Raw genomic sequence first — 18,322 nt, forward strand, 5'->3', positions numbered from 1 at the left:
TCATGCCTTCAATCCTGCATGTAGATCCTGCAAGCGACGCACGGTCTTCTCGGGACCGAACTTGAGCGCTTCGCAGATCGCTTCGCCCGCAGCAATGGTCGTGGTGCAGTAGATCTTGTGCTGCAGCGCATTGCGACGAATGGAGTAGGAGTCGGCGATCGACTGGCGACCTTCGGTGGTGTTGATGATCAGCGTGACTTCGTCATTCTTGATCATGTCGACCACGTGCGGACGCCCCTCGGTCACCTTGTTCACGCGGCGCACTTTCAGGCCTGCCGCTTCGATCAGCCTGGCAGTACCGGCAGTGGCGACCACTTCGAAGCCCAAGTTGATCAGATCACGGGCTACGCCTGCAACCAGTGGCTTGTCGTCATCACGCACGCTGATGAACGCCGTGCCGCCAGTCGGCAACACTTCGCTGGCACCCATCTGGGCCTTGGCGAAGGCTTCACCAAAGGTATCGCCCACACCCATCACTTCACCGGTGGACTTCATCTCTGGGCCGAGGATCGGATCGACGCCAGGGAACTTGGCGAACGGGAACACCGCCTCTTTCACACTGTAGAAGTTCGGAATGATTTCCTTGGTGAAATTCAGTTCCTTCAGGGTTTTGCCCGCCATGACCCGTGCAGCGATCATCGCCAGGGAAACACCGATGCACTTGGAGACGAACGGTACGGTCCGGGAAGCGCGCGGGTTGACTTCGATGACGTAGATGTCTTCGCCCTGCAGGGCCAGTTGCACGTTCATCAGGCCGATAACGCCCAGTTCCAGGGCCATTTTCTTGACCTGCTCGCGCATCTCGTCCTGGATGTGCGCCGGCAGCGAGTAAGGCGGCAGCGAGCAAGCGGAGTCACCGGAGTGAACGCCCGCTTGTTCGATGTGCTGCATGATCGCGCCGATCACCACGTCCTTGCCATCGCTGACCGCGTCCACGTCCATTTCGATGGCGCAGTTGAGGAAGTGATCCAGCAACACCGGGCTGTCGTTGGAGACCTGGACCGCTTCACGCAGGTAGCGCTTGAGCTCGTCTTCCTGATAGACGATTTCCATCGCACGGCCGCCCAGTACATAGGACGGACGCACCACCAGCGGGTAACCGATCTTGGCGGCGGCACGAATCGCTTCGTCTTCGCTGCGCACGGTAGCGTTTGGCGGCTGGCGCAGGTTCAGGCGCTCGACCATCTGCTGGAAGCGCTCACGGTCTTCGGCGCGGTCAATCGCATCCGGGCTGGTGCCAATGATCGGCACGCCGGCGGCTTCAAGGGCACGCGCCAGTTTCAGCGGGGTCTGGCCACCGTACTGGACGATCACGCCTTTTGGCTTCTCGACGCGGACGATTTCCAGCACGTCTTCCAGGGTCACTGGCTCGAAGTACAGGCGATCGGAGGTGTCGTAGTCGGTGGACACGGTTTCCGGGTTGCAGTTGACCATGATGGTCTCGTAACCGTCGTCGCGCAGGGCCAGTGCCGCGTGTACGCAGCAGTAGTCGAACTCGATGCCTTGGCCGATCCGGTTAGGACCGCCACCCAGGATCATGATCTTGTCGCGAGTCGATGGCGCGGCTTCGCACTCTTCTTCGTACGTGGAGTACAGGTACGCAGTGTCGGTGGCGAACTCGGCCGCGCAGGTGTCGACGCGCTTGTAGACCGGGAACACTTCCAGCTTGTGGCGATGCGTGCGCAGGCTCTTCTCGGTCACACCCAGCAGCTTGGCCAGGCGCATGTCGGAGAAGCCTTTGCGCTTGAGGCGGTACATCATGTCGCGGTCGATGCTGGACATGCCCAGGGTCTTGACCTTCTCTTCTTCCTTGATCAGATCTTCGATCTGTACCAGGAACCAAGGGTCGATCATGTTCATGCCGAAGATCTGCTCGACGGTCATGCCGGCGCGGAAGGCGTCGGCCACGTACCAGATGCGCTCGGCGCCCGGCACGGTCAGCTCGCGCTTGAGCACGCTCATGCTTTCCGGGTCGGCCAGGTCCAGCTTCGGATCGAGGCCGCAGACGCCCACTTCCAGACCGCGAAGGGCTTTCTGCAAGGACTCCTGGAAGGTCCGGCCGATGGCCATGACTTCACCGACCGACTTCATTTGGGTGGTCAGGCGGGCGTCAGCCTTGGCGAACTTCTCGAAGGCGAAGCGTGGCAGCTTGGTGACGACGTAGTCGATGGACGGTTCGAAGGACGCCGGGGTCTTGCCGCCGGTGATGTCGTTCGACAGCTCGTCCAGGGTGTAGCCCACGGCCAGCTTGGCCGCGACCTTGGCAATCGGGAAACCGGTGGCCTTGGACGCCAGGGCCGACGAACGGGATACCCGCGGGTTCATCTCGATGACCACCATGCGACCGGTGTTCGGGCAGATGCCGAACTGGACGTTGGAGCCGCCGGTTTCCACGCCGATCTCACGCAGCACCGCCAGGGAGGCGTTACGCAGGATCTGGTATTCCTTGTCGGTCAGGGTCTGGGCTGGTGCGACGGTGATCGAGTCACCGGTGTGCACGCCCATCGGGTCGAAGTTCTCGATGGAGCAGACGATGATGCAGTTGTCCTTTTTGTCGCGGACAACTTCCATTTCATATTCTTTCCAGCCGATCAGGGATTCGTCGATCAGCAGTTCCTTGGTCGGCGACAAGTCGAGACCACGGGCGCAGATTTCTTCGAACTCTTCACGGTTGTAGGCGATGCCGCCACCGGTGCCGCCCATGGTGAAGGACGGACGGATGATGCACGGGAAGCCAAGGCGTTCCAGGACAGCGTTGGCCTCTTCCATGCTGTGGGCGATGCCCGAGCGTGGGCAGTCCAGGCCGATGGATTTCATCGCCTTGTCGAAGCGCGAACGGTCTTCGGCCTTGTCGATGGTGTCGGCGTTGGCGCCGATCATTTCCACACCGAACTTCTCCAGGACGCCTTCGCGTTCCAGGTCCAGGGCGCAGTTCAGCGCGGTCTGGCCGCCCATGGTCGGCAGCAGCGCGTCCGGGCGTTCCTTCTCGATGATCTTGGCAACGGTCTGCCACTTGATCGGCTCGATGTAGGTGGCGTCGGCCATGGCCGGGTCGGTCATGATGGTGGCCGGGTTGGAGTTCACCAGGATGACGCGGTAGCCCTCTTCGCGCAGGGCCTTACAGGCCTGGGCGCCGGAGTAGTCGAATTCGCAGGCCTGGCCGATCACGATCGGGCCAGCGCCGAGAATCAGGATGCTTTTTATGTCTGTACGTTTTGGCATGGGTTTGTCACTCAAATCCGCAGGTCAGTCGGCTAGGCCGTCGAACAATCTTTGAAGCGCCCGAAGGGGCCGCCGCGCTCGGGGCCGCCCTCGGGCTTCTCGCGGTCAGCGTCGCTTGGCCATCTCGTTGATGAAGCGATCGAACAGCGGCGCCACATCGTTCGGGCCCGGGCTGGCTTCAGGGTGGCCCTGGAAGCTGAACGCGCTCTTGTCGGTACGCTCGATACCTTGCAGCGTGCCGTCGAACAGCGACTTGTGAATCGCGCGCACGTTGGCCGGCAGGGTAGCTTCGTCCACCGCGAAACCGTGGTTCTGGCTGGTGATCATCACCACGCCGGTGTCCAGGTCCTGCACGGGGTGGTTGGCACCGTGGTGGCCGTGCCCCATCTTCAAGGTCTTGGCGCCCGAAGCGAGGGCCAGCAGTTGGTGACCGAGGCAGATACCGAATACCGGGATCTCGGTTTCCAGCACGTCCTTGATCGCCTGGATCGCGTAGTCGCAAGGCTCCGGGTCACCCGGGCCGTTGGACAGGAACACACCGTCGGGCTTGAGGGCCAGGACGTCGGCAGCCGGGGTTTGGGCCGGCACCACGGTGACGCGGCAACCACGCTCGACCAGCATGCGCAGGATGTTCAGCTTGACGCCGTAGTCGTAGGCCACCACGTGGTAAGGCAGCTCGCAAGCCTCGATCGTCGCGTGACTGTCGGTCTTCAGGTCCCAGACCGTGGAGCGCCATTCGTACTGCTTCTTGGTGCTGACGACTTTCGCCAGGTCCATGCCCTTGAGGCCGGGGAAGCCCTGGGCAGCGGCGATGGCGGCTTCTTCGGAAATGTTGTCGCCGGCCATGATGCAGCCGTTCTGCGCGCCTTTTTCCCGAAGGATGCGGGTCAGGCGACGGGTGTCGATACCGGCGATCGCCACGACGTTGTTGGCTTTCAGGTAGTCGGACAAGGACATCGTGTTACGCCAGTTGCTCGCTACCAGCGGCAAGTCACGGATGACCAGGCCGGCGGACCAGACACGATCAGACTCGGCGTCTTCCGGCGTGGTGCCGGTGTTGCCGATGTGCGGGTAAGTCAGGGTAACGATTTGTTGGGCGTAGGAAGGATCGGTAAGAATTTCCTGATAGCCGGTCATTGCGGTGTTAAACACCACCTCACCAACGGTCTGACCGTCGGCTCCAATGGCTTCGCCGCGAAAAATGCTGCCATCAGCAAGGGCGAGTATGGCTGGCTTAGTCAAGAAGACCTCCCGTAAATAAAGCCTGAAAGGGCGATCGCAGATTGTAAAAAAGCGGAGTGACGTATGGACACGTCACCCCGCTTGTTCACTGAATTATTCTGCGCGCTTTTAGTGGACACACTAAAGCTGTAGCTTACAGAAAAAGGCTTTTTTGGTCCACCGCTAATGAGCCTTAAAGGCAGGGGAATGCGACAGGACGTCGCGAAGCGGTGTAAAACGGGGCGCAGTATAACCTGAACCCCGCACTTAAGGGCATCAACGCAGGTCGAGAACGTCCTGCATATCGTACAAACCAGGCTCGCGGCCATCCAGCCACAGCGCGGCACGTACCGCCCCCTTGGCGAAAGTCATCCGGCTCGATGCCTTGTGGGTGATCTCCAGGCGCTCGCCTTCAGTGGCGAACAGCACGGTGTGGTCGCCCACCACATCACCGCCACGCACAGTGGCGAAACCGATGGTGCTGCGCTCACGCGCACCGGTGTGCCCCTGGCGCCCATACACGGCCACTTCCTGCAGATCGCGACCCAGCGCATCGGCAATCACTTCGCCCATGCGCAAGGCCGTTCCCGAAGGCGCGTCGATCTTGTGCCGGTGATGCGCCTCGATGATTTCGATATCCGCATCGTCACCCAAGACCCGGGCCGCCATGTCCAGCAGCTTCAGCGACAGGTTCACACCCACGCTGAAGTTCGCCGCGAACACGATCGGAATATCTTTGCCCGCATCGGCCAGCAATTGCTTCTGGGCAGCATCCAACCCCGTCGTACCGATCACCATGGCCTTGCCGTGCTTGCGGCAGATCGCGAGGTTTTTCAGCATCACGTCCGGCAGGGTGAAGTCGATCAGCACGTCGAACTCGTCGAGCACCTTCTCCAGGCCGCCGGACATCGGCACGCCGATACGCCCCAGCGAGGCCAGCTCGCCCGCATCGGCGCCCACCAGCGTACTGTCGGGCCGAACGATGGCCGCCGTCAGGCCGGAAAGCGGCGAGCGCTGCTGCACCGCCTCGACCAGTGCCTTGCCCATGCGCCCCGCAGCGCCCATCACAGCTATACGTCGCATGCGAACTCCTTACAGGTCGCCGAAGAAGCGTTTCACGCCTTCGAACCAACCGGTGGTTTTCGGGGAGTGGCTGTTGTCATCCGCCAGCGAGTTGCGGAATTCTTCCAACAGCTCACGCTGACGCCGACCCAGGTTGACCGGAGTCTCCACCGCCACGCGGCACATCAGGTCGCCCGCACCACCGCCACGCACTGGCGCGACGCCTTTGCCACGGATCCGGAACTGCTTGCCGGTCTGCGTGCCCTCGGGGATCTTCAGCTTGACGCGACCGTCGAGGGTCGGGATCTCAAGCTCGCCACCCAAGGCCGCATCGACGAAGCTGATCGGCACTTCGCAGAACAGGTGCTTGCCGTCGCGCTGGAAAATCGCATGTTCGCGCACGTTGATGACCACATACAGGTCGCCGGTCGGGCCGCCCTGGGCACCCGCCTCGCCTTCGCCGGACAGGCGAATGCGGTCACCGGTGTCGACACCGGCCGGTACTTTGACCGACAGCGTCTTGTACTCTTCGACACGCCCTTCGCCGTGGCAGGAGTCGCACGGGTCGGAAATGATCTTGCCTTGGCCATGGCAACGCGGGCAGGTCTGCTGCACCGAGAAGAAGCCCTGCTGCATGCGAACCTGGCCAATACCGCCGCAGGTTGGGCAGGTAACAGGCGAGGAGCCCTTCTTGGCACCCGAGCCATCGCACGGCTTGCAATTGACCAGTGTCGGAACACGGATATTGACGGTGGTACCGCGCACCGCTTCTTCCAGGTTCAACTCCAGCGTGTAGCGCAGGTCACTGCCACGCTGGGCGCCACCACGGGCACCGCCGCGACCACCGCCGAAGAAATCGCTGAACACATCACCGAAAATATCGGAGAAGTTCTGGCCGCCAAAACCGGCACCGCCGCCGCCCATGCTCGGGTCGACACCGGCATGCCCGTACTGGTCATACGCCGCGCGCTTGCTCGAATCAGACAGTACTTCGTAAGCCTCGTTGGCTTCCTTGAACATCTCTTCCGACGCTTTATCGTCGGGATTACGGTCCGGGTGGTGCTTCATCGCCAGGCGACGATAGGCCTTTTTCAGGTCCGCCTCGCTGGCCCCCCGCTCGACACCCAATACTTCGTAAAAGTCACGCTTTGCCATTGGTCTTTGCACTCTCATGGACGTCCGGCAAACCTCTCCTGAACCTTGCCAAACTCGTTGAGCCCCAATACAGGCCCGGACCCAACTCACGTCAATTCAACGATCCTGGTCATATTTCTTTCAGCCAGGGACCCGGCCAAAACGCGGTGCATGTCGCTCGGAAAGCAGGAGCATTCCCGAACACACCGCCAGCACCCGAACACCGTCGCATGCTGTAAAAATTCATTAGCTCCAGACACGCCAACGCGGGAGCAAGCTCCCGCGCGGCGACATCCTACCAGCCACCGCACAAATGCAGTCAACCGGCCGACCAACAAGCGATTACTTGTGGTCTTTCACTTCTTCGAACTCGGCGTCAACGACGTCGTCGGCTTTCTCGGCCGATTCGCCCTGCGCAGCAGCGCCTTCGGCAGGCTGAGCCTGTTCGGCGTACATCTTCTGAGCCACTGGCGCGGAGACCTTGGACAGCTCTTCGATCTTCGCCTCGATGGCCGCCTTGTCGTCGCCTTTTACAGCAGCTTCCAGGGCAACCACGGCCGCTTCGATGGCGGTTTTCTCTTCCGCGGTCACTTTCTCGCCAGCATCAGCGATCATCTTGCGGGTCGAGTGCACCAAGGCATCGCCCTGGTTGCGGGCGCTGGCCAGCTCTTCGAACTTGCGGTCTTCCTCGGCGTTGACTTCAGCATCGCGAACCATCTGCTGAATTTCTTCCTCGGACAGACCGGAGTTGGCCTTGATCACGATCGACTGAGTCTTGCCGGTAGCCTTGTCTTTCGCGCCGACGTGCAGGATGCCGTTGGCGTCGATGTCGAAGGTCACTTCGATTTGTGGCACGCCACGTGGTGCTGGTGGAATCTCGGCCAGGTCGAACTTGCCCAGGGACTTGTTCTGTGCGGCTTGCTTACGCTCACCTTGCAGTACGTGAATGGTCACTGCACCCTGGTTGTCGTCGGCCGTCGAGAACACTTGCGATTTCTTGGTAGGAATCGTGGTGTTCTTCTCGATCAGCGCGGTCATCACGCCGCCCATGGTTTCGATACCCAGGGTCAGCGGGCTGACGTCGAGCAGCAGAACGTCTTTCACGTCACCAGCCAATACCGCGCCCTGGATAGCAGCACCCATGGCAACAGCTTCGTCAGGGTTGACGTCTTTACGTGCTTCTTTACCGAAGAAATCGGTCACCAGTTTCTGAACCAGTGGCATACGGGTCTGACCGCCAACCAGGATCACGTCGTTGATCGAACCAACGTCGATACCGGCGTCTTTCATGGCGATGCGGCAAGGTTCGATGGTGCGCTGAACCAGGTCTTCCACCAGCGCTTCGAGCTTGGCGCGGGAGATTTTTACGTTCAGGTGCTTAGGACCGGTGGCGTCTGCAGTGATGTACGGCAGGTTCACGTCGGTCGACTGGCTCGAGGACAGTTCGATCTTGGCTTTTTCAGCGGCTTCTTTCAGGCGCTGCATGGCCAGCGGGTCACCCTTGAGGTTCATGCCGCTTTCTTTCTTGAACTCGTCGACGAGGTAGTCGATCAGGCGGATGTCGAAGTCTTCACCACCGAGGAACGTGTCACCGTTGGTTGCCAGCACTTCGAACTGGTGCTCGCCATCGACTTCAGCGATCTCGATCACGGAGACGTCGAAGGTACCGCCACCCAGGTCGTAGACGATCACGGTGTGATCGCCTTTGGCCTTGTCCATGCCGTAGGCCAGAGCGGCCGCGGTTGGTTCGTTGATGATACGTTTTACGTCCAGGCCCGCGATGCGGCCGGCGTCTTTGGTCGCCTGGCGCTGGCTGTCGTTGAAATAGGCAGGAACAGTGATGACCGCTTCAGTCACCGCTTCGCCGAGGTAATCTTCGGCGGTTTTCTTCATTTTCTTGAGGATTTCAGCCGAGATCTGTGGCGGTGCCATTTTCTGGCCGTTCACTTCAACCCAGGCGTCGCCGTTGTCAGCCTTGGCGATTTTGTAAGGCACCATCTTGATGTCTTTCTGGACGACTTCTTCGTCGAACTTGCGACCGATCAGACGCTTCACCGCGTACAGGGTGTTATGCGGATTGGTCACTGCCTGACGCTTGGCCGACTGGCCAACCAGAATCTCGCCATCATTGGCGTAAGCGATGATCGACGGCGTGGTACGCGCGCCTTCAGCGTTTTCGATGACTTTGGCCTTGCCGTTTTCCAGCACGGAGACGCACGAGTTGGTGGTCCCCAGGTCGATACCGATAATCTTGCCCATGTTAACTCTCCCGGAACTTGGATTTGGTTGCCGCAGCAGTGGTGGCTAACTGCGGTAGCACTTAAACGCTTGACATATAGATGGGGCCGCTACGACCGATTTCAAGCCTGCTCATCAATAGAAGGCGAAACCGGCGCTGGCGTCTTGCTGACCACGACCATGGCCGGGCGTAGCAGGCGACCGTTGAGCAGATAGCCTTTCTGGAAAACCTTCAGCACACTGTTTGGCTCGACGTCGGCACTTTCCTGCATCGCCATGGCCTGGTGATGCTCGGCGTTGAACGGTTCGCCATGCGGATCAAGGGTTTCGAGCTGATAACGCTTGAGAGTGTCCTGGAACATTTTCAGGGTCAGCTCGATGCCTTCACGCATCGGACGAATGTTTTCGTCATCCGGGTTGGACAGCTCAAGGCCGCGCTCCAGGCTGTCGATGATCGGCAGCAGGTCGCCGGCGAAACGCTCCAGGGCGAATTTATGAGCCTTCTCTACATCTTGCTCGGCGCGACGGCGGACATTCTGCAGGTCGGCTGCTACACGCAACGCCTGATCCTGCGCACCGGCCAGTTGCTCCTCGAGCACTTGTACACGTGCCGCCAGGTCTTCACCGCAAACCTGGGAAGCCTGATTGGCGTCTTGATTTTGCGTGTCCTGAGTCTGTTCGTCAGCCATAGATTTCTCCTCTCAACTTCGTCCGCGAGCTCGACTCGCGCTTCTGCCCCGGTATATGGGGTCGGGTTTTTCAGCTTCAAGGGCCACCTGACGAATTAACCTTACAAAAAACAGCTGCATAACCATTCCTCGCCGCGCTAAGAAAATCATTTTCCCAAGCAAATCGAGCTAAGCGAGGGCATTGTCAGGCCGAAACAAAACACTGTATAAATAACCAGACCTAAAGCCTGGGAGCGGCCTTATGCTGGTGCACCTGTCCGTACACAACTACGCCATCGTCGAACATCTCGACCTCGAACTCGATCGAGGCATGAGTGTGATCACCGGTGAAACCGGCGCAGGCAAGTCGATCATGCTCGATGCCCTGGGCCTGACGCTGGGCGATCGCGCCGACAGTGGCGTGGTGCGCCCCGGAGCGGACAAGGCCGACATCCTGGCGACGTTCGACCTGGTCGACATCCCCGAGGCCAGCGCCTGGCTGGCCGAACGCGACCTGGACACCGACGGTTTGTGCATCCTGCGCCGGGTCATCACCGCCGAAGGCCGCTCCCGAGGCTACATCAACGGCACGCCCTGCCCCTTGGGCGATCTCAAGGCCCTCGGCGAGCTGCTGATCGACATTCACAGCCAGCATGAACACCAATCCCTGCTCAAGACCGACACCCATCGCCGCCTGCTGGATGAATACGCCGGCGCCACGGACCTGGCCCGGCAAGTCCAACTGGCGGCCCAACGCTGGCGCCAAACCCGGCAGGAACTGGATCGACTCTCCAATTCCGGCGACGAGCAGCGCGCCCGCCACCAGTTGTTGAGCTACCAGCTCGAAGAGCTGGAGAACCTGGCCCTGGGTGAAAATGAACTGGAAGAACTGGAGCAGGAACACAAGAACCTGACCAACGCCGAAACCCTGCTGGGCATCTGCCGCCAGGTGGTCGAACAATGCAGCGAGAGCGATTCGGGCAATGTCCTCAATGCACTGACAGCGAGCCTGAACCGACTCTCCAGCGTGAACAATTCAGTGGGCGCCTTGAACGAAGCGACCAACCTGCTGACCAGCGCGCAGATCCAGGTCGAAGAGGCCGTCGGGGAGCTGAATCGGTTCCTCGATCATTTCGATGCCGACCCGGCCCGCCTGCAGTACCTGGAAGAGCGCCTGGACACCATCTATACACTGGCGCGCAAGCACCGCATCCAGCCGACCGACGTTGCCGAACTCCAGCAACGGCTGCTGGAAGAACTGGAAACCCTGAACGCCAACGATGAGTCCATCGAGCGCCTGGGGGACGAACTGGCGTCCTATGCCCGTCATTACCAGGAAAAGGCCAGGGAGCTCAGTGAATTGCGGCAGCATGCCGCAACAGGGCTGGCCAGTGCCGTCGAGCAGGAAATCCAGCGCCTGGGCATGCCGGGCGGGCGCTTCACCATCGAATTGCGCCCCAACGCTGGCGACGAGCTCCAACCCAATGGGCTGGAACAGGTGGAATTGCTGGTCAGCGCCAACCCCGGACAACCGCTCAAAGGCTTGGCTAAAGTCGCCTCCGGCGGTGAGTTGTCGCGAATCAGCCTGGCCATCCAGGTCATCACCGCACAAACCTCTCGCGTACCGACGCTGGTATTCGACGAAGTGGACGTGGGTATCGGTGGCCCTACAGCGGAAATTGTCGGCCAGTTGCTGCGTCGGCTGGGGGAACGTGGCCAGGTGCTGACCGTCACTCACCTGCCTCAGGTCGCCGCCCAGGGACACCAGCATTTATTTGTGCACAAGGTGCGCGGCGAGGACGCGACTCGTACCGCCGTGTCCAAGCTCAACAAAAACGAGCGCGTGGAAGAGGTGGCACGAATGCTCGGGGGCATCGACCTCACCAAGGAATCCCTGGCCCACGCGAAAAAAATGGTCGTTACCGCGAAAATCTGAGAACGGCAGAAAGCACGAAGGCGACCCTGGGGTCGCCTTCGTTCGTTTCGCGAACCTTAAGTCCGCGCGACATGCTTACTTTTTCTTGCGTACGTACAGCACAAGATTGTGATCAACCATCTCGAAGCCATACTTGTCGACGATTGCTTTCTGCAGCCGCTCGATTTCTTCGTCGAAGAATTCGATCACTTCACTGGTCTCGACGTTGACCATATGGTCGTGATGCTTGCCGTCGTCCAGCTCGAAGACCGCATGGCCTCCGTCGAAGTTGTGTCGCACCACAAGGCCAGCTGCCTCGAACTGGGTCAGAACACGGTAAACCGTGGCCAGACCGACGTCCTCGCCAGCCTCCATCAGCGCCTTATAGACATCTTCAGCACTCATGTGGCGTTGCTCGGCGGAGTCGAGCATTTGTAGAATCTTGACCCGTGGCAGGGTCACTTTGAGGCCGGCTTTGCGTAGTTCGCTATTTTCAACCATGGTCAGCTTTCTCGCGATGCTGCTTCGCAGCTTCTCTTAATGCGGGTATGATCGGCGTTTACGTTGTCCCAGCCAAGATAGTGGAAGTCGCCCACCGATGCAAAACACCAAGCTCTTGCTAACCAGTTTCACCTTTGTGGGACTGCTCGCACTCGCCGGTTGTTCATTCCCCGGGGTTTACAAAATCGACATCCAGCAGGGCAATGTCGTCACGCAGGACATGATAGACCAGTTACGCCCGGGAATGACCCGCCGGCAAGTACGGTTTATCATGGGCAACCCCCTGCTGACCGACACGTTCCATGCCGATCGCTGGGATTACCTGTACAGCTTGCAGCCAGGCGGCGGTGAGCGCCAGCAGGAACGCATCAGCGTTATCTTCAGCCCCAATGACCAACTCGTCAGCCTGTCGGGCGATTTCATGCCTGGCGTGAGCCGCGACGAGGCCATCATGGGCAAGGACAGCGGCACCACCGTGACCGACCCGGCCCAGAATGCCGAACAGCCAAAACCGGAAAAACCGGCCAAGCCAGGTTCGTTGCAGGACCAGATCCAGAAAGACGTGGACCAGGTCGAGACTGTACCCGTCCCGACGCCAGAGCCTCTGGACACCTCGCCGCAATAAATCGCGACAATAAAAAACCCGGCATGCCGGGTTTTTTATCGCCTGCCATTGCGGCCAGGTTATTGCTCCGATTGGCGCGCCTGGGCAGCCTTGGCCGCGCGCAGGCGCCGAATCTCCTTCGGATCGGCCAACAACGGGCGATAAATCTCCAGTCGATCAGCCGCCTGCACCACCTGGCGCTCTGGATCGGCAACCTGCTTGCCAAAAATCCCCACCGGGCAAGTCGCCAGGTCCAGCTCCGGGAATGCATCGGCAATCCCCGAGGCCACCAGCGCTGCGCGAACACTGGTGCCTTCCTGCACCACGCATGCGCGCAAGACCTGACGCTCCACCGAGGCATACACCACTTCTATCTCAATCAACGCTTGAGCTCTGCATTCTGCTTGGCCCGCTGGCAGAACGCGTCGACCAGGGTATTGGCAGCCTGATTGAACAGCGGCCCCAACGTCGCCCGCACCAGTGGGCCGGCGTAGTCGAACGACAGGTCCAGGCTGATCTTGCAGGCCTTTTCACCCAACGGCTTGAACACCCAGACACCGTGGAGCTGATTGAAAGGCCCTTCTTCCAGGTTCATCTCGATGGAATGCCCCGGCACCAGCGTATTGCGTGTGACGAAGCGCTGGCTCAAGCCACTCTTGGCAATGTTGAGGCTGGCGCGCATATGGGTTTCAGAGCTCTCCAGCACCTCGGCCGACGAGCACCACGGCAAAAACTCCGGGTAGCTCGCCACATCGTTGACCAGGTCATACAGCGCCTGCGCCGGGTAGGGCAGCAAGGCCGAGCGTTGAATATGTGTCGTCATGTAAGCGTCACTTCCACAGCTGGGCGGCAAACACTACAAGAATGCCAATGGGCGCCACGTAGCGCATCAAGAACAGGCTCAAACCAAACAATACCGGGCTGCGCAGCGACAGTTCATCACGCACCGCTTCACGCCCCATGATCCATCCTGCAAACACTACGAAACACAAACCACCCAATGGCAGCATGATCCGCGAGGTGAAGAAATCAATCACGCCGAAGAAATCCAGCCCTCCGGTTGCGCCCCACTGGTAGAGATGGAACAGCCCGTCTTCGTTCACGAAAAACTTCGCCTGCTTCCATATATTGAAAGAAAACACCGTACCCAGGCCGACAAACCAGCAGGTGAAGGCCAACCAGAAGGTTACCCAGGCGCGGCTGAGCCGGGTCCGTTCAACCAGGTAAGCCACCATGGGCTCCAACAGGGAGATGGCCGAACTCCAGGCCGCGATGGCCACCAGGAGGAAAAACACCACGCCCATCACTTGACCGAAGGCCATGCTGCCGAAGGCAAAGGGCAGGCTGACAAACATCAACCCCGGCCCTTCGCTGGGGTTCAGGCCGGCCGCGAACACAATCGGAAACAATGCCACACCCGCCAGCAGCGACACGAAGGTGTCCAGCAGCGCGACGCCGAAGACAGTCCGGGTCAGGGAGGCGTTCTTGGGCATGTAGGCGCCGTAGATCATGATCGATCCCACGCCGACGCTCAGCGAAAAAAACGCATGCCCCATGGCCGGCAGCAGGCCGTCGAGGACTTTCTCCGGCTGGAAGTCGAACATGAAATGCACGCCTTCCATGAAGTGTCCGGTGGTCATGCTGTAGCCCAGCAACACCAGGATCATCACGAACAGCAACGGCATCATGATCCGCAGGCTGCGCTCAAGCCCGGCCACCACGCCCCGGGCAATCACCACCGCCGAGAGCACCATGAAGATCGTGTGCCAGAGGGTCAGCCGCCAGGGATCGGCGATCACATTACCGAAGTAGGCGCCCACCTGATCCGGCGTGGCCCCTTGGAAATCCCCGCGGCCCATGTCGATGATGTAGTCCAGCGACCAGCCACCGACCACGCTATAGAAAGACAGGATCAACAGCGCCGTGATCATTCCGGCGAAGGCGCCCCACGACCACTTGGGCGAATGCCCTGCTTCCACCGCCAGCACCTTCAGGGCATTGGCCGGGCTTTGCCGGGCACGACGACCGATCAGGGTTTCGGCCAGCATCACCGGTGCGCCGATGAGCGCAATGCACGCCAGGAACATCAATACGAAGGCACCGCCACCGTAGACGCCGACCATGTACGGAAACTTCCAGATACTGCCCAGCCCCACGGCGGAACCGGTGGCCGCGAGTATGAAGACCCAGCGGCTAGCCCAACTGCCGTGGACAGAAACCTTGTCTGTCGACATCGTGATCACGCCCAAGCGTTCGAAAAAGAGGCCGCATTGTCCGGGATTCACTCAACGTGCTCAAGCACGCAGCTTCACCGTAGCCGACACGCACGCAACTGCCTATAATGCCGCCCCTATGGCTAAACAGAAGAAACACCCCACAGGGACCATCGCGCAAAATAAAAAGGCGCGACACGATTACTTCATCGAACAGCGTTTCGAGGCTGGCATGGTCCTGGCCGGCTGGGAAGTAAAGAGTCTGCGTGCCGGCAAGGCGCAACTGGTCGACAGCTACGTGCTGCTCAAGGACGGCGAGGCCTGGCTGCTGGGCAGTCATTTCACGCCGCTGACCACCGCCAGCACCCACGTGATCGCCGACCCGACGCGCTCGCGCAAGCTGCTGCTCAACAAACGCGAGCTGGAAAAACTCTTCGCCTCCGTGCAACAGAAGGGTTACACCTGCGTCTGCACGTCGTTGTACTGGAGCAAGCACTTGATCAAGTGCGAAATTGCCCTGGGCAAGGGCAAGAAGGAATACGACAAGCGCGACACCGAACGCGAACGCGATGCCGGCCGCGAGCTGCAGCGCGCGGTGCGCAACAAGGGCAAGGAAGACTAGCCCGGGATCAACTGTGGGAGCCGAGCTTGCTCGCGATGGCGTCGACACATCCGGCATTGATGTGTCAGACAGACCGCTATCGCGAGCAGGCTCGCTCCCACAGGGTTCGTGCGCTACATGCCTTTACGCCGTTCCGCCCGCGCCACGCGCTGCACTTCCTGACGCACCTCCTCCAAGACTTCCTGCACATACAAGATATGCCGGCTGGACACTTCCCGCGCCTGTTCGGCATGCCCGTCCATGATGGCTTGGTACAGCTCTCGGTGCTGGCTGATCAGCATGTCGCGAGTTTCACTGCGCTGCTTGTACATGCCGCCGATGTTGGTGACGACGTTGCGCTTGAGCAGGTCGAACAAGCCGCGGATGGTGTGCAGCAACACCGCGTTATGACTGGCCTCGGCGATCGCCAGATGAAACCGGGCATCCGCCGCGCCCTCCTCCGCCCGGCTTATCTCGTCGTGGCGCGAGTAACAATCCTGGAGCTCGTCGAAGGCCGCCGTCAGCCGCTCGCGATCCACCTCCGTAGCCCGCAATGCCGCGTAATAAGCGCAGGACGCTTCCAGGGTGTGACGGAACTCCAACAAGTCACGCTGCGCTTCGGGATTGCTTTCCAACAGTTGCAGCAGCGGATCACTGAACGTCGAGCCCAGCGACTCCACCACATAGTTGCCGCCGCCCTGACGACTGACCAACAAGCCTTTGGCCGCCAGTTTCTGGATCGCCTCGCGCAACGAAGGACGTGACACGCCGAACTGCTCAGCCAGGGTCCGCTCGGCAGGCAACCGCTCACCGGACTTGAGCGTGCCCTCAAGGATCATGCCTTCAAGCCGCTCGACAATATCGTCAGACAAACGGCGCTGACGAATCTGATCAAACCCCATAACTCAATTCTCCACGATCCCGACGGCTCGCCGGGCTCTCTATTCTGGCCCATCCGGGCCTTGTCCACACCCATCAAAAGCTGTTTTCACCACCGGATCAGATGCCCTCTGCACCGCTTATTCGACGAAAGTTTCAGGGCGGCAAATTGACACACGACAACCAAGGCTTTTACCCTAGCCAACAGCGCTTGTAAATTGGTATTACCAATTACCCAAAACCGCTGACCAGTGCCTGACCAACAACAATTAGGGGCCCACCCATTATGCAAACCTGGCAACAGCTCTACAGCCCGCTCGGCAGCCTCGGCTTGTCCGCCCTCGCGGCCGTTATTCCCATCGTATTTTTCTTCCTGGCCCTGGCGGTGTTTCGCCTCAAGGGGCATGTGGCCGGCAGCATCACCCTGGCGCTGGCGATTGCCGTGGCGATCTTCGCGTTCCAGATGCCGGCAGACATGGCCTTTGCCGCCGCCGGCTATGGCTTTGCCTATGGCCTGTGGCCCATCGCCTGGATCATCGTCGCCGCCGTATTCCTCTACAAACTGACGGTCAAGAGCGGCCAGTTCGAGGTGATTCGCAGCTCGGTGCTGTCGATTACCGATGACCAGCGTCTGCAAGTGCTGCTGATCGGCTTCTGCTTCGGCGCATTCCTGGAAGGTGCCGCCGGTTTCGGCGCACCGGTGGCGATTACTGCCGCCCTGCTGGTCGGCCTGGGCTTCAACCCCCTGTACGCCGCCGGCCTGTGCCTGATCGCCAACACCGCCCCAGTGGCGTTCGGCGCGCTGGGCATTCCGATTATCGTGGCCGGCCAGGTCACCGGAATCGACGCCTTCAAGATCGGCGCCATGACCGGCCGCCAATTGCCCTTGCTGTCGTTGTTCGTGCCGTTCTGGCTGGTGTTCATGATGGACGGCCTGCGCGGTGTGCGGGAAACCTGGCCAGCTGCACTGGTGGCAGGTTTGAGCTTCGCCATCACCCAATACTTCACGTCCAACTTCATCGGCCCGGAACTGCCGGACATCACCTCGGCCCTGGCCAGCCTGGTTTCCCTGACGTTGTTCCTGAAAGTCTGGCAACCCAAGCGCACCGCAGGCGCCCAGATTGCCGGCGCCACTTCCAGCGCAGCCATCACCGCCAGCGCCGGCGGCTTCGGCCAGCCTCGTAGCACCGTGGCCTCGCCCTACAGCCTGGGGGAAATCATCAAGGCCTGGTCGCCGTTCCTGATTCTTACCGTGCTGGTGACGATCTGGACCCTCAAGCCGTTCAAGGCGATGTTCGCCGCTGGCGGCTCGATGTACGGCTGGGTGTTCAACTTCGCCATCCCGCATCTGGACCAGATGGTGATCAAGGTCGCGCCAATCGTCGTCAACCCGACGGCGATTCCGGCCGTGTTCAAGCTTGACCCGATTTCCGCCACCGGCACGGCGATTTTCTTCTCGGCACTGATCTCGATGCTGGTGCTCAAGATCAACATTAAAACTGGTCTTACCACTTTAAAAGAGACCTTCTACGAACTGCGCTGGCCCATTCTTTCCATTGGCATGGTGCTGGCGTTCGCCTTCGTCACCAATTTCTCCGGCATGTCCTCGACCATGGCCCTGGTCCTGGCGGGCACGGGCGCGGCGTTCCCGTTCTTCTCGCCATTCCTTGGTTGGCTGGGCGTGTTCCTGACCGGTTCCGATACCTCGTCCAACGCGCTGTTCGGCTCGCTGCAAGCCACCACCGCGCATCAGATCGGCGTCAACGACACCCTGCTGGTGGCGGCCAACACCAGCGGCGGCGTGACCGGCAAAATGATTTCGCCGCAATCGATCGCAGTGGCCTGCGCCGCGACCGGGCTGGTGGGCAAAGAATCGGATCTGTTCCGTTTCACCCTCAAACACAGCCTATTCTTTGCAACGATTGTCGGCCTGATCACGTTGGCCCAGGCCTACTGGTTTACCGGCATGCTGGTTCATTAAGTCCTACACGTAATACTGGAAAAACCGACGCCGAACCGTGATTCGGCGTCTGCTATTCACAACCGGGTCTGCAAGGCTGCTGA

General features: G+C 60.3%; 15 protein-coding genes. 4 read left to right on the forward strand and 11 right to left on the reverse strand.

Features of this window, described 5'->3' with window-relative positions:
* The 6 genes from carB to grpE all read right to left on the reverse strand — a co-directional run bounded on the left by carB (position 1) and on the right by grpE (position 9,566).
* Positions 1-3,222: a carbamoyl-phosphate synthase large subunit gene (gene carB, locus CFII68_RS03510; RefSeq protein WP_014336571.1), complete on the reverse strand. Its 3,222-nt coding sequence runs from the start codon at positions 3,220-3,222 to the stop codon at positions 1-3.
* Positions 3,223-3,327: 105 nt separating this feature from the next.
* Positions 3,328-4,464, reverse strand: a complete 1,137-nt coding sequence (gene carA, locus CFII68_RS03505; RefSeq protein WP_018612875.1) for a glutamine-hydrolyzing carbamoyl-phosphate synthase small subunit — start codon at positions 4,462-4,464, stop codon at positions 3,328-3,330.
* Between the two features lie 255 nt (positions 4,465-4,719).
* Positions 4,720-5,526 (reverse strand): 4-hydroxy-tetrahydrodipicolinate reductase, encoded by an 807-nt coding sequence (gene dapB / locus CFII68_RS03500; RefSeq protein ID WP_014336570.1) that lies wholly within the window; start codon positions 5,524-5,526, stop codon positions 4,720-4,722.
* A 9-nt stretch (positions 5,527-5,535) separates the two neighbouring features.
* Positions 5,536-6,660, reverse strand: a complete 1,125-nt coding sequence (gene dnaJ / locus CFII68_RS03495) for a molecular chaperone DnaJ (protein ID WP_014336569.1) — start codon at positions 6,658-6,660, stop codon at positions 5,536-5,538.
* Between the two features lie 321 nt (positions 6,661-6,981).
* The gene (gene dnaK, locus CFII68_RS03490) at positions 6,982-8,934 is read right to left on the reverse strand and encodes a molecular chaperone DnaK (protein WP_256211756.1); all 1,953 of its coding nucleotides are present in this window, start codon (positions 8,932-8,934) and stop codon (positions 6,982-6,984) included.
* Between the two features lie 65 nt (positions 8,935-8,999).
* Positions 9,000-9,566, reverse strand: coding sequence for a nucleotide exchange factor GrpE (gene grpE / locus CFII68_RS03485; RefSeq protein ID WP_018612879.1), 567 nt, complete (start codon positions 9,564-9,566; stop codon positions 9,000-9,002).
* A 241-nt stretch (positions 9,567-9,807) separates the two neighbouring features.
* Here grpE and recN point away from each other — a divergent pair, with 241 nt between their 5' ends.
* The gene (recN, locus tag CFII68_RS03480) at positions 9,808-11,481 is read left to right on the forward strand and encodes a DNA repair protein RecN (RefSeq protein WP_018612881.1); all 1,674 of its coding nucleotides are present in this window, start codon (positions 9,808-9,810) and stop codon (positions 11,479-11,481) included.
* A 75-nt stretch (positions 11,482-11,556) separates the two neighbouring features.
* Here recN and fur read toward each other — a convergent pair whose 3' ends face one another.
* Positions 11,557-11,961 carry a ferric iron uptake transcriptional regulator gene (gene fur, locus CFII68_RS03475; RefSeq protein WP_003197684.1) on the reverse strand — a complete coding sequence of 135 codons (405 nt, stop codon included), beginning with the start codon at positions 11,959-11,961 and terminating at the stop codon, positions 11,557-11,559.
* A gap of 97 nt (positions 11,962-12,058) precedes the next feature.
* Here fur and CFII68_RS03470 point away from each other — a divergent pair, with 97 nt between their 5' ends.
* Positions 12,059-12,586 (forward strand): outer membrane protein assembly factor BamE, encoded by a 528-nt coding sequence (locus tag CFII68_RS03470; RefSeq protein ID WP_018612889.1) that lies wholly within the window; start codon positions 12,059-12,061, stop codon positions 12,584-12,586.
* A 59-nt stretch (positions 12,587-12,645) separates the two neighbouring features.
* Here CFII68_RS03470 and CFII68_RS03465 read toward each other — a convergent pair whose 3' ends face one another.
* The 3 genes from CFII68_RS03465 to CFII68_RS03455 are packed head-to-tail and all read right to left on the reverse strand — an operon-like array spanning position 12,646 to position 14,799.
* Entirely contained in the window at positions 12,646-12,948 is a 303-nt protein-coding gene (locus tag CFII68_RS03465; protein WP_033062891.1) for an RnfH family protein, read from the reverse strand.
* Positions 12,945-13,388 carry a type II toxin-antitoxin system RatA family toxin gene (locus CFII68_RS03460; protein ID WP_014336563.1) on the reverse strand — a complete coding sequence of 148 codons (444 nt, stop codon included), beginning with the start codon at positions 13,386-13,388 and terminating at the stop codon, positions 12,945-12,947. The genes CFII68_RS03465 and CFII68_RS03460 overlap by 4 nt, the downstream gene beginning before the upstream one ends.
* Before the next feature lie 7 nt (positions 13,389-13,395).
* Positions 13,396-14,799 (reverse strand): sodium-dependent transporter, encoded by a 1,404-nt coding sequence (locus CFII68_RS03455; RefSeq protein ID WP_033062903.1) that lies wholly within the window; start codon positions 14,797-14,799, stop codon positions 13,396-13,398.
* Positions 14,800-14,917: 118 nt separating this feature from the next.
* Here CFII68_RS03455 and smpB point away from each other — a divergent pair, with 118 nt between their 5' ends.
* Entirely contained in the window at positions 14,918-15,400 is a 483-nt protein-coding gene (smpB, locus tag CFII68_RS03450) for an SsrA-binding protein SmpB (protein ID WP_003197663.1), read from the forward strand.
* 113 nt (positions 15,401-15,513) lie between these two features.
* On the opposite strand, the gene CFII68_RS03445 is transcribed toward smpB, so the two are convergent.
* Positions 15,514-16,281 (reverse strand): FCD domain-containing protein, encoded by a 768-nt coding sequence (locus tag CFII68_RS03445; RefSeq protein WP_018612898.1) that lies wholly within the window; start codon positions 16,279-16,281, stop codon positions 15,514-15,516.
* 263 nt (positions 16,282-16,544) lie between these two features.
* Between CFII68_RS03445 and CFII68_RS03440 the strand changes: the two genes are divergently transcribed.
* Entirely contained in the window at positions 16,545-18,239 is a 1,695-nt protein-coding gene (locus tag CFII68_RS03440) for a lactate permease LctP family transporter (protein WP_018612900.1), read from the forward strand.
* Positions 18,240-18,322: the final 83 nt, after the last annotated feature.

It is taken from the genome of Pseudomonas sp. CFII68 (genome assembly GCF_000416195.1).
GTDB classification, from domain to species: domain Bacteria; phylum Pseudomonadota; class Gammaproteobacteria; order Pseudomonadales; family Pseudomonadaceae; genus Aquipseudomonas; species Aquipseudomonas kilonensis.

What these genes read in the sequence shown, in the direction of transcription:
- carB (WP_014336571.1), bottom strand. Translation starts at nt 3,222, where the DNA reads ATGCCAAAACGTACAGACATAAAAAGCATCCTGATTCTCGGCGCTGGC.
- dapB (WP_014336570.1), bottom strand. Translation starts at nt 5,526, where the DNA reads ATGCGACGTATAGCTGTGATGGGCGCTGCGGGGCGCATGGGCAAGGCA.
- dnaJ (WP_014336569.1), bottom strand. Translation starts at nt 6,660, where the DNA reads ATGGCAAAGCGTGACTTTTACGAAGTATTGGGTGTCGAGCGGGGGGCC.
- grpE (WP_018612879.1), bottom strand. Translation starts at nt 9,566, where the DNA reads ATGGCTGACGAACAGACTCAGGACACGCAAAATCAAGACGCCAATCAG.
- recN (WP_018612881.1), top strand. Translation starts at nt 9,808, where the DNA reads ATGCTGGTGCACCTGTCCGTACACAACTACGCCATCGTCGAACATCTC.
- fur (WP_003197684.1), bottom strand. Translation starts at nt 11,961, where the DNA reads ATGGTTGAAAATAGCGAACTACGCAAAGCCGGCCTCAAAGTGACCCTG.
- CFII68_RS03470 (WP_018612889.1), top strand. Translation starts at nt 12,059, where the DNA reads ATGCAAAACACCAAGCTCTTGCTAACCAGTTTCACCTTTGTGGGACTG.
- CFII68_RS03460 (WP_014336563.1), bottom strand. Translation starts at nt 13,388, where the DNA reads ATGACGACACATATTCAACGCTCGGCCTTGCTGCCCTACCCGGCGCAG.
- CFII68_RS03455 (WP_033062903.1), bottom strand. Translation starts at nt 14,799, where the DNA reads ATGTCGACAGACAAGGTTTCTGTCCACGGCAGTTGGGCTAGCCGCTGG.
- smpB (WP_003197663.1), top strand. Translation starts at nt 14,918, where the DNA reads ATGGCTAAACAGAAGAAACACCCCACAGGGACCATCGCGCAAAATAAA.
- CFII68_RS03445 (WP_018612898.1), bottom strand. Translation starts at nt 16,281, where the DNA reads ATGGGGTTTGATCAGATTCGTCAGCGCCGTTTGTCTGACGATATTGTC.
- CFII68_RS03440 (WP_018612900.1), top strand. Translation starts at nt 16,545, where the DNA reads ATGCAAACCTGGCAACAGCTCTACAGCCCGCTCGGCAGCCTCGGCTTG.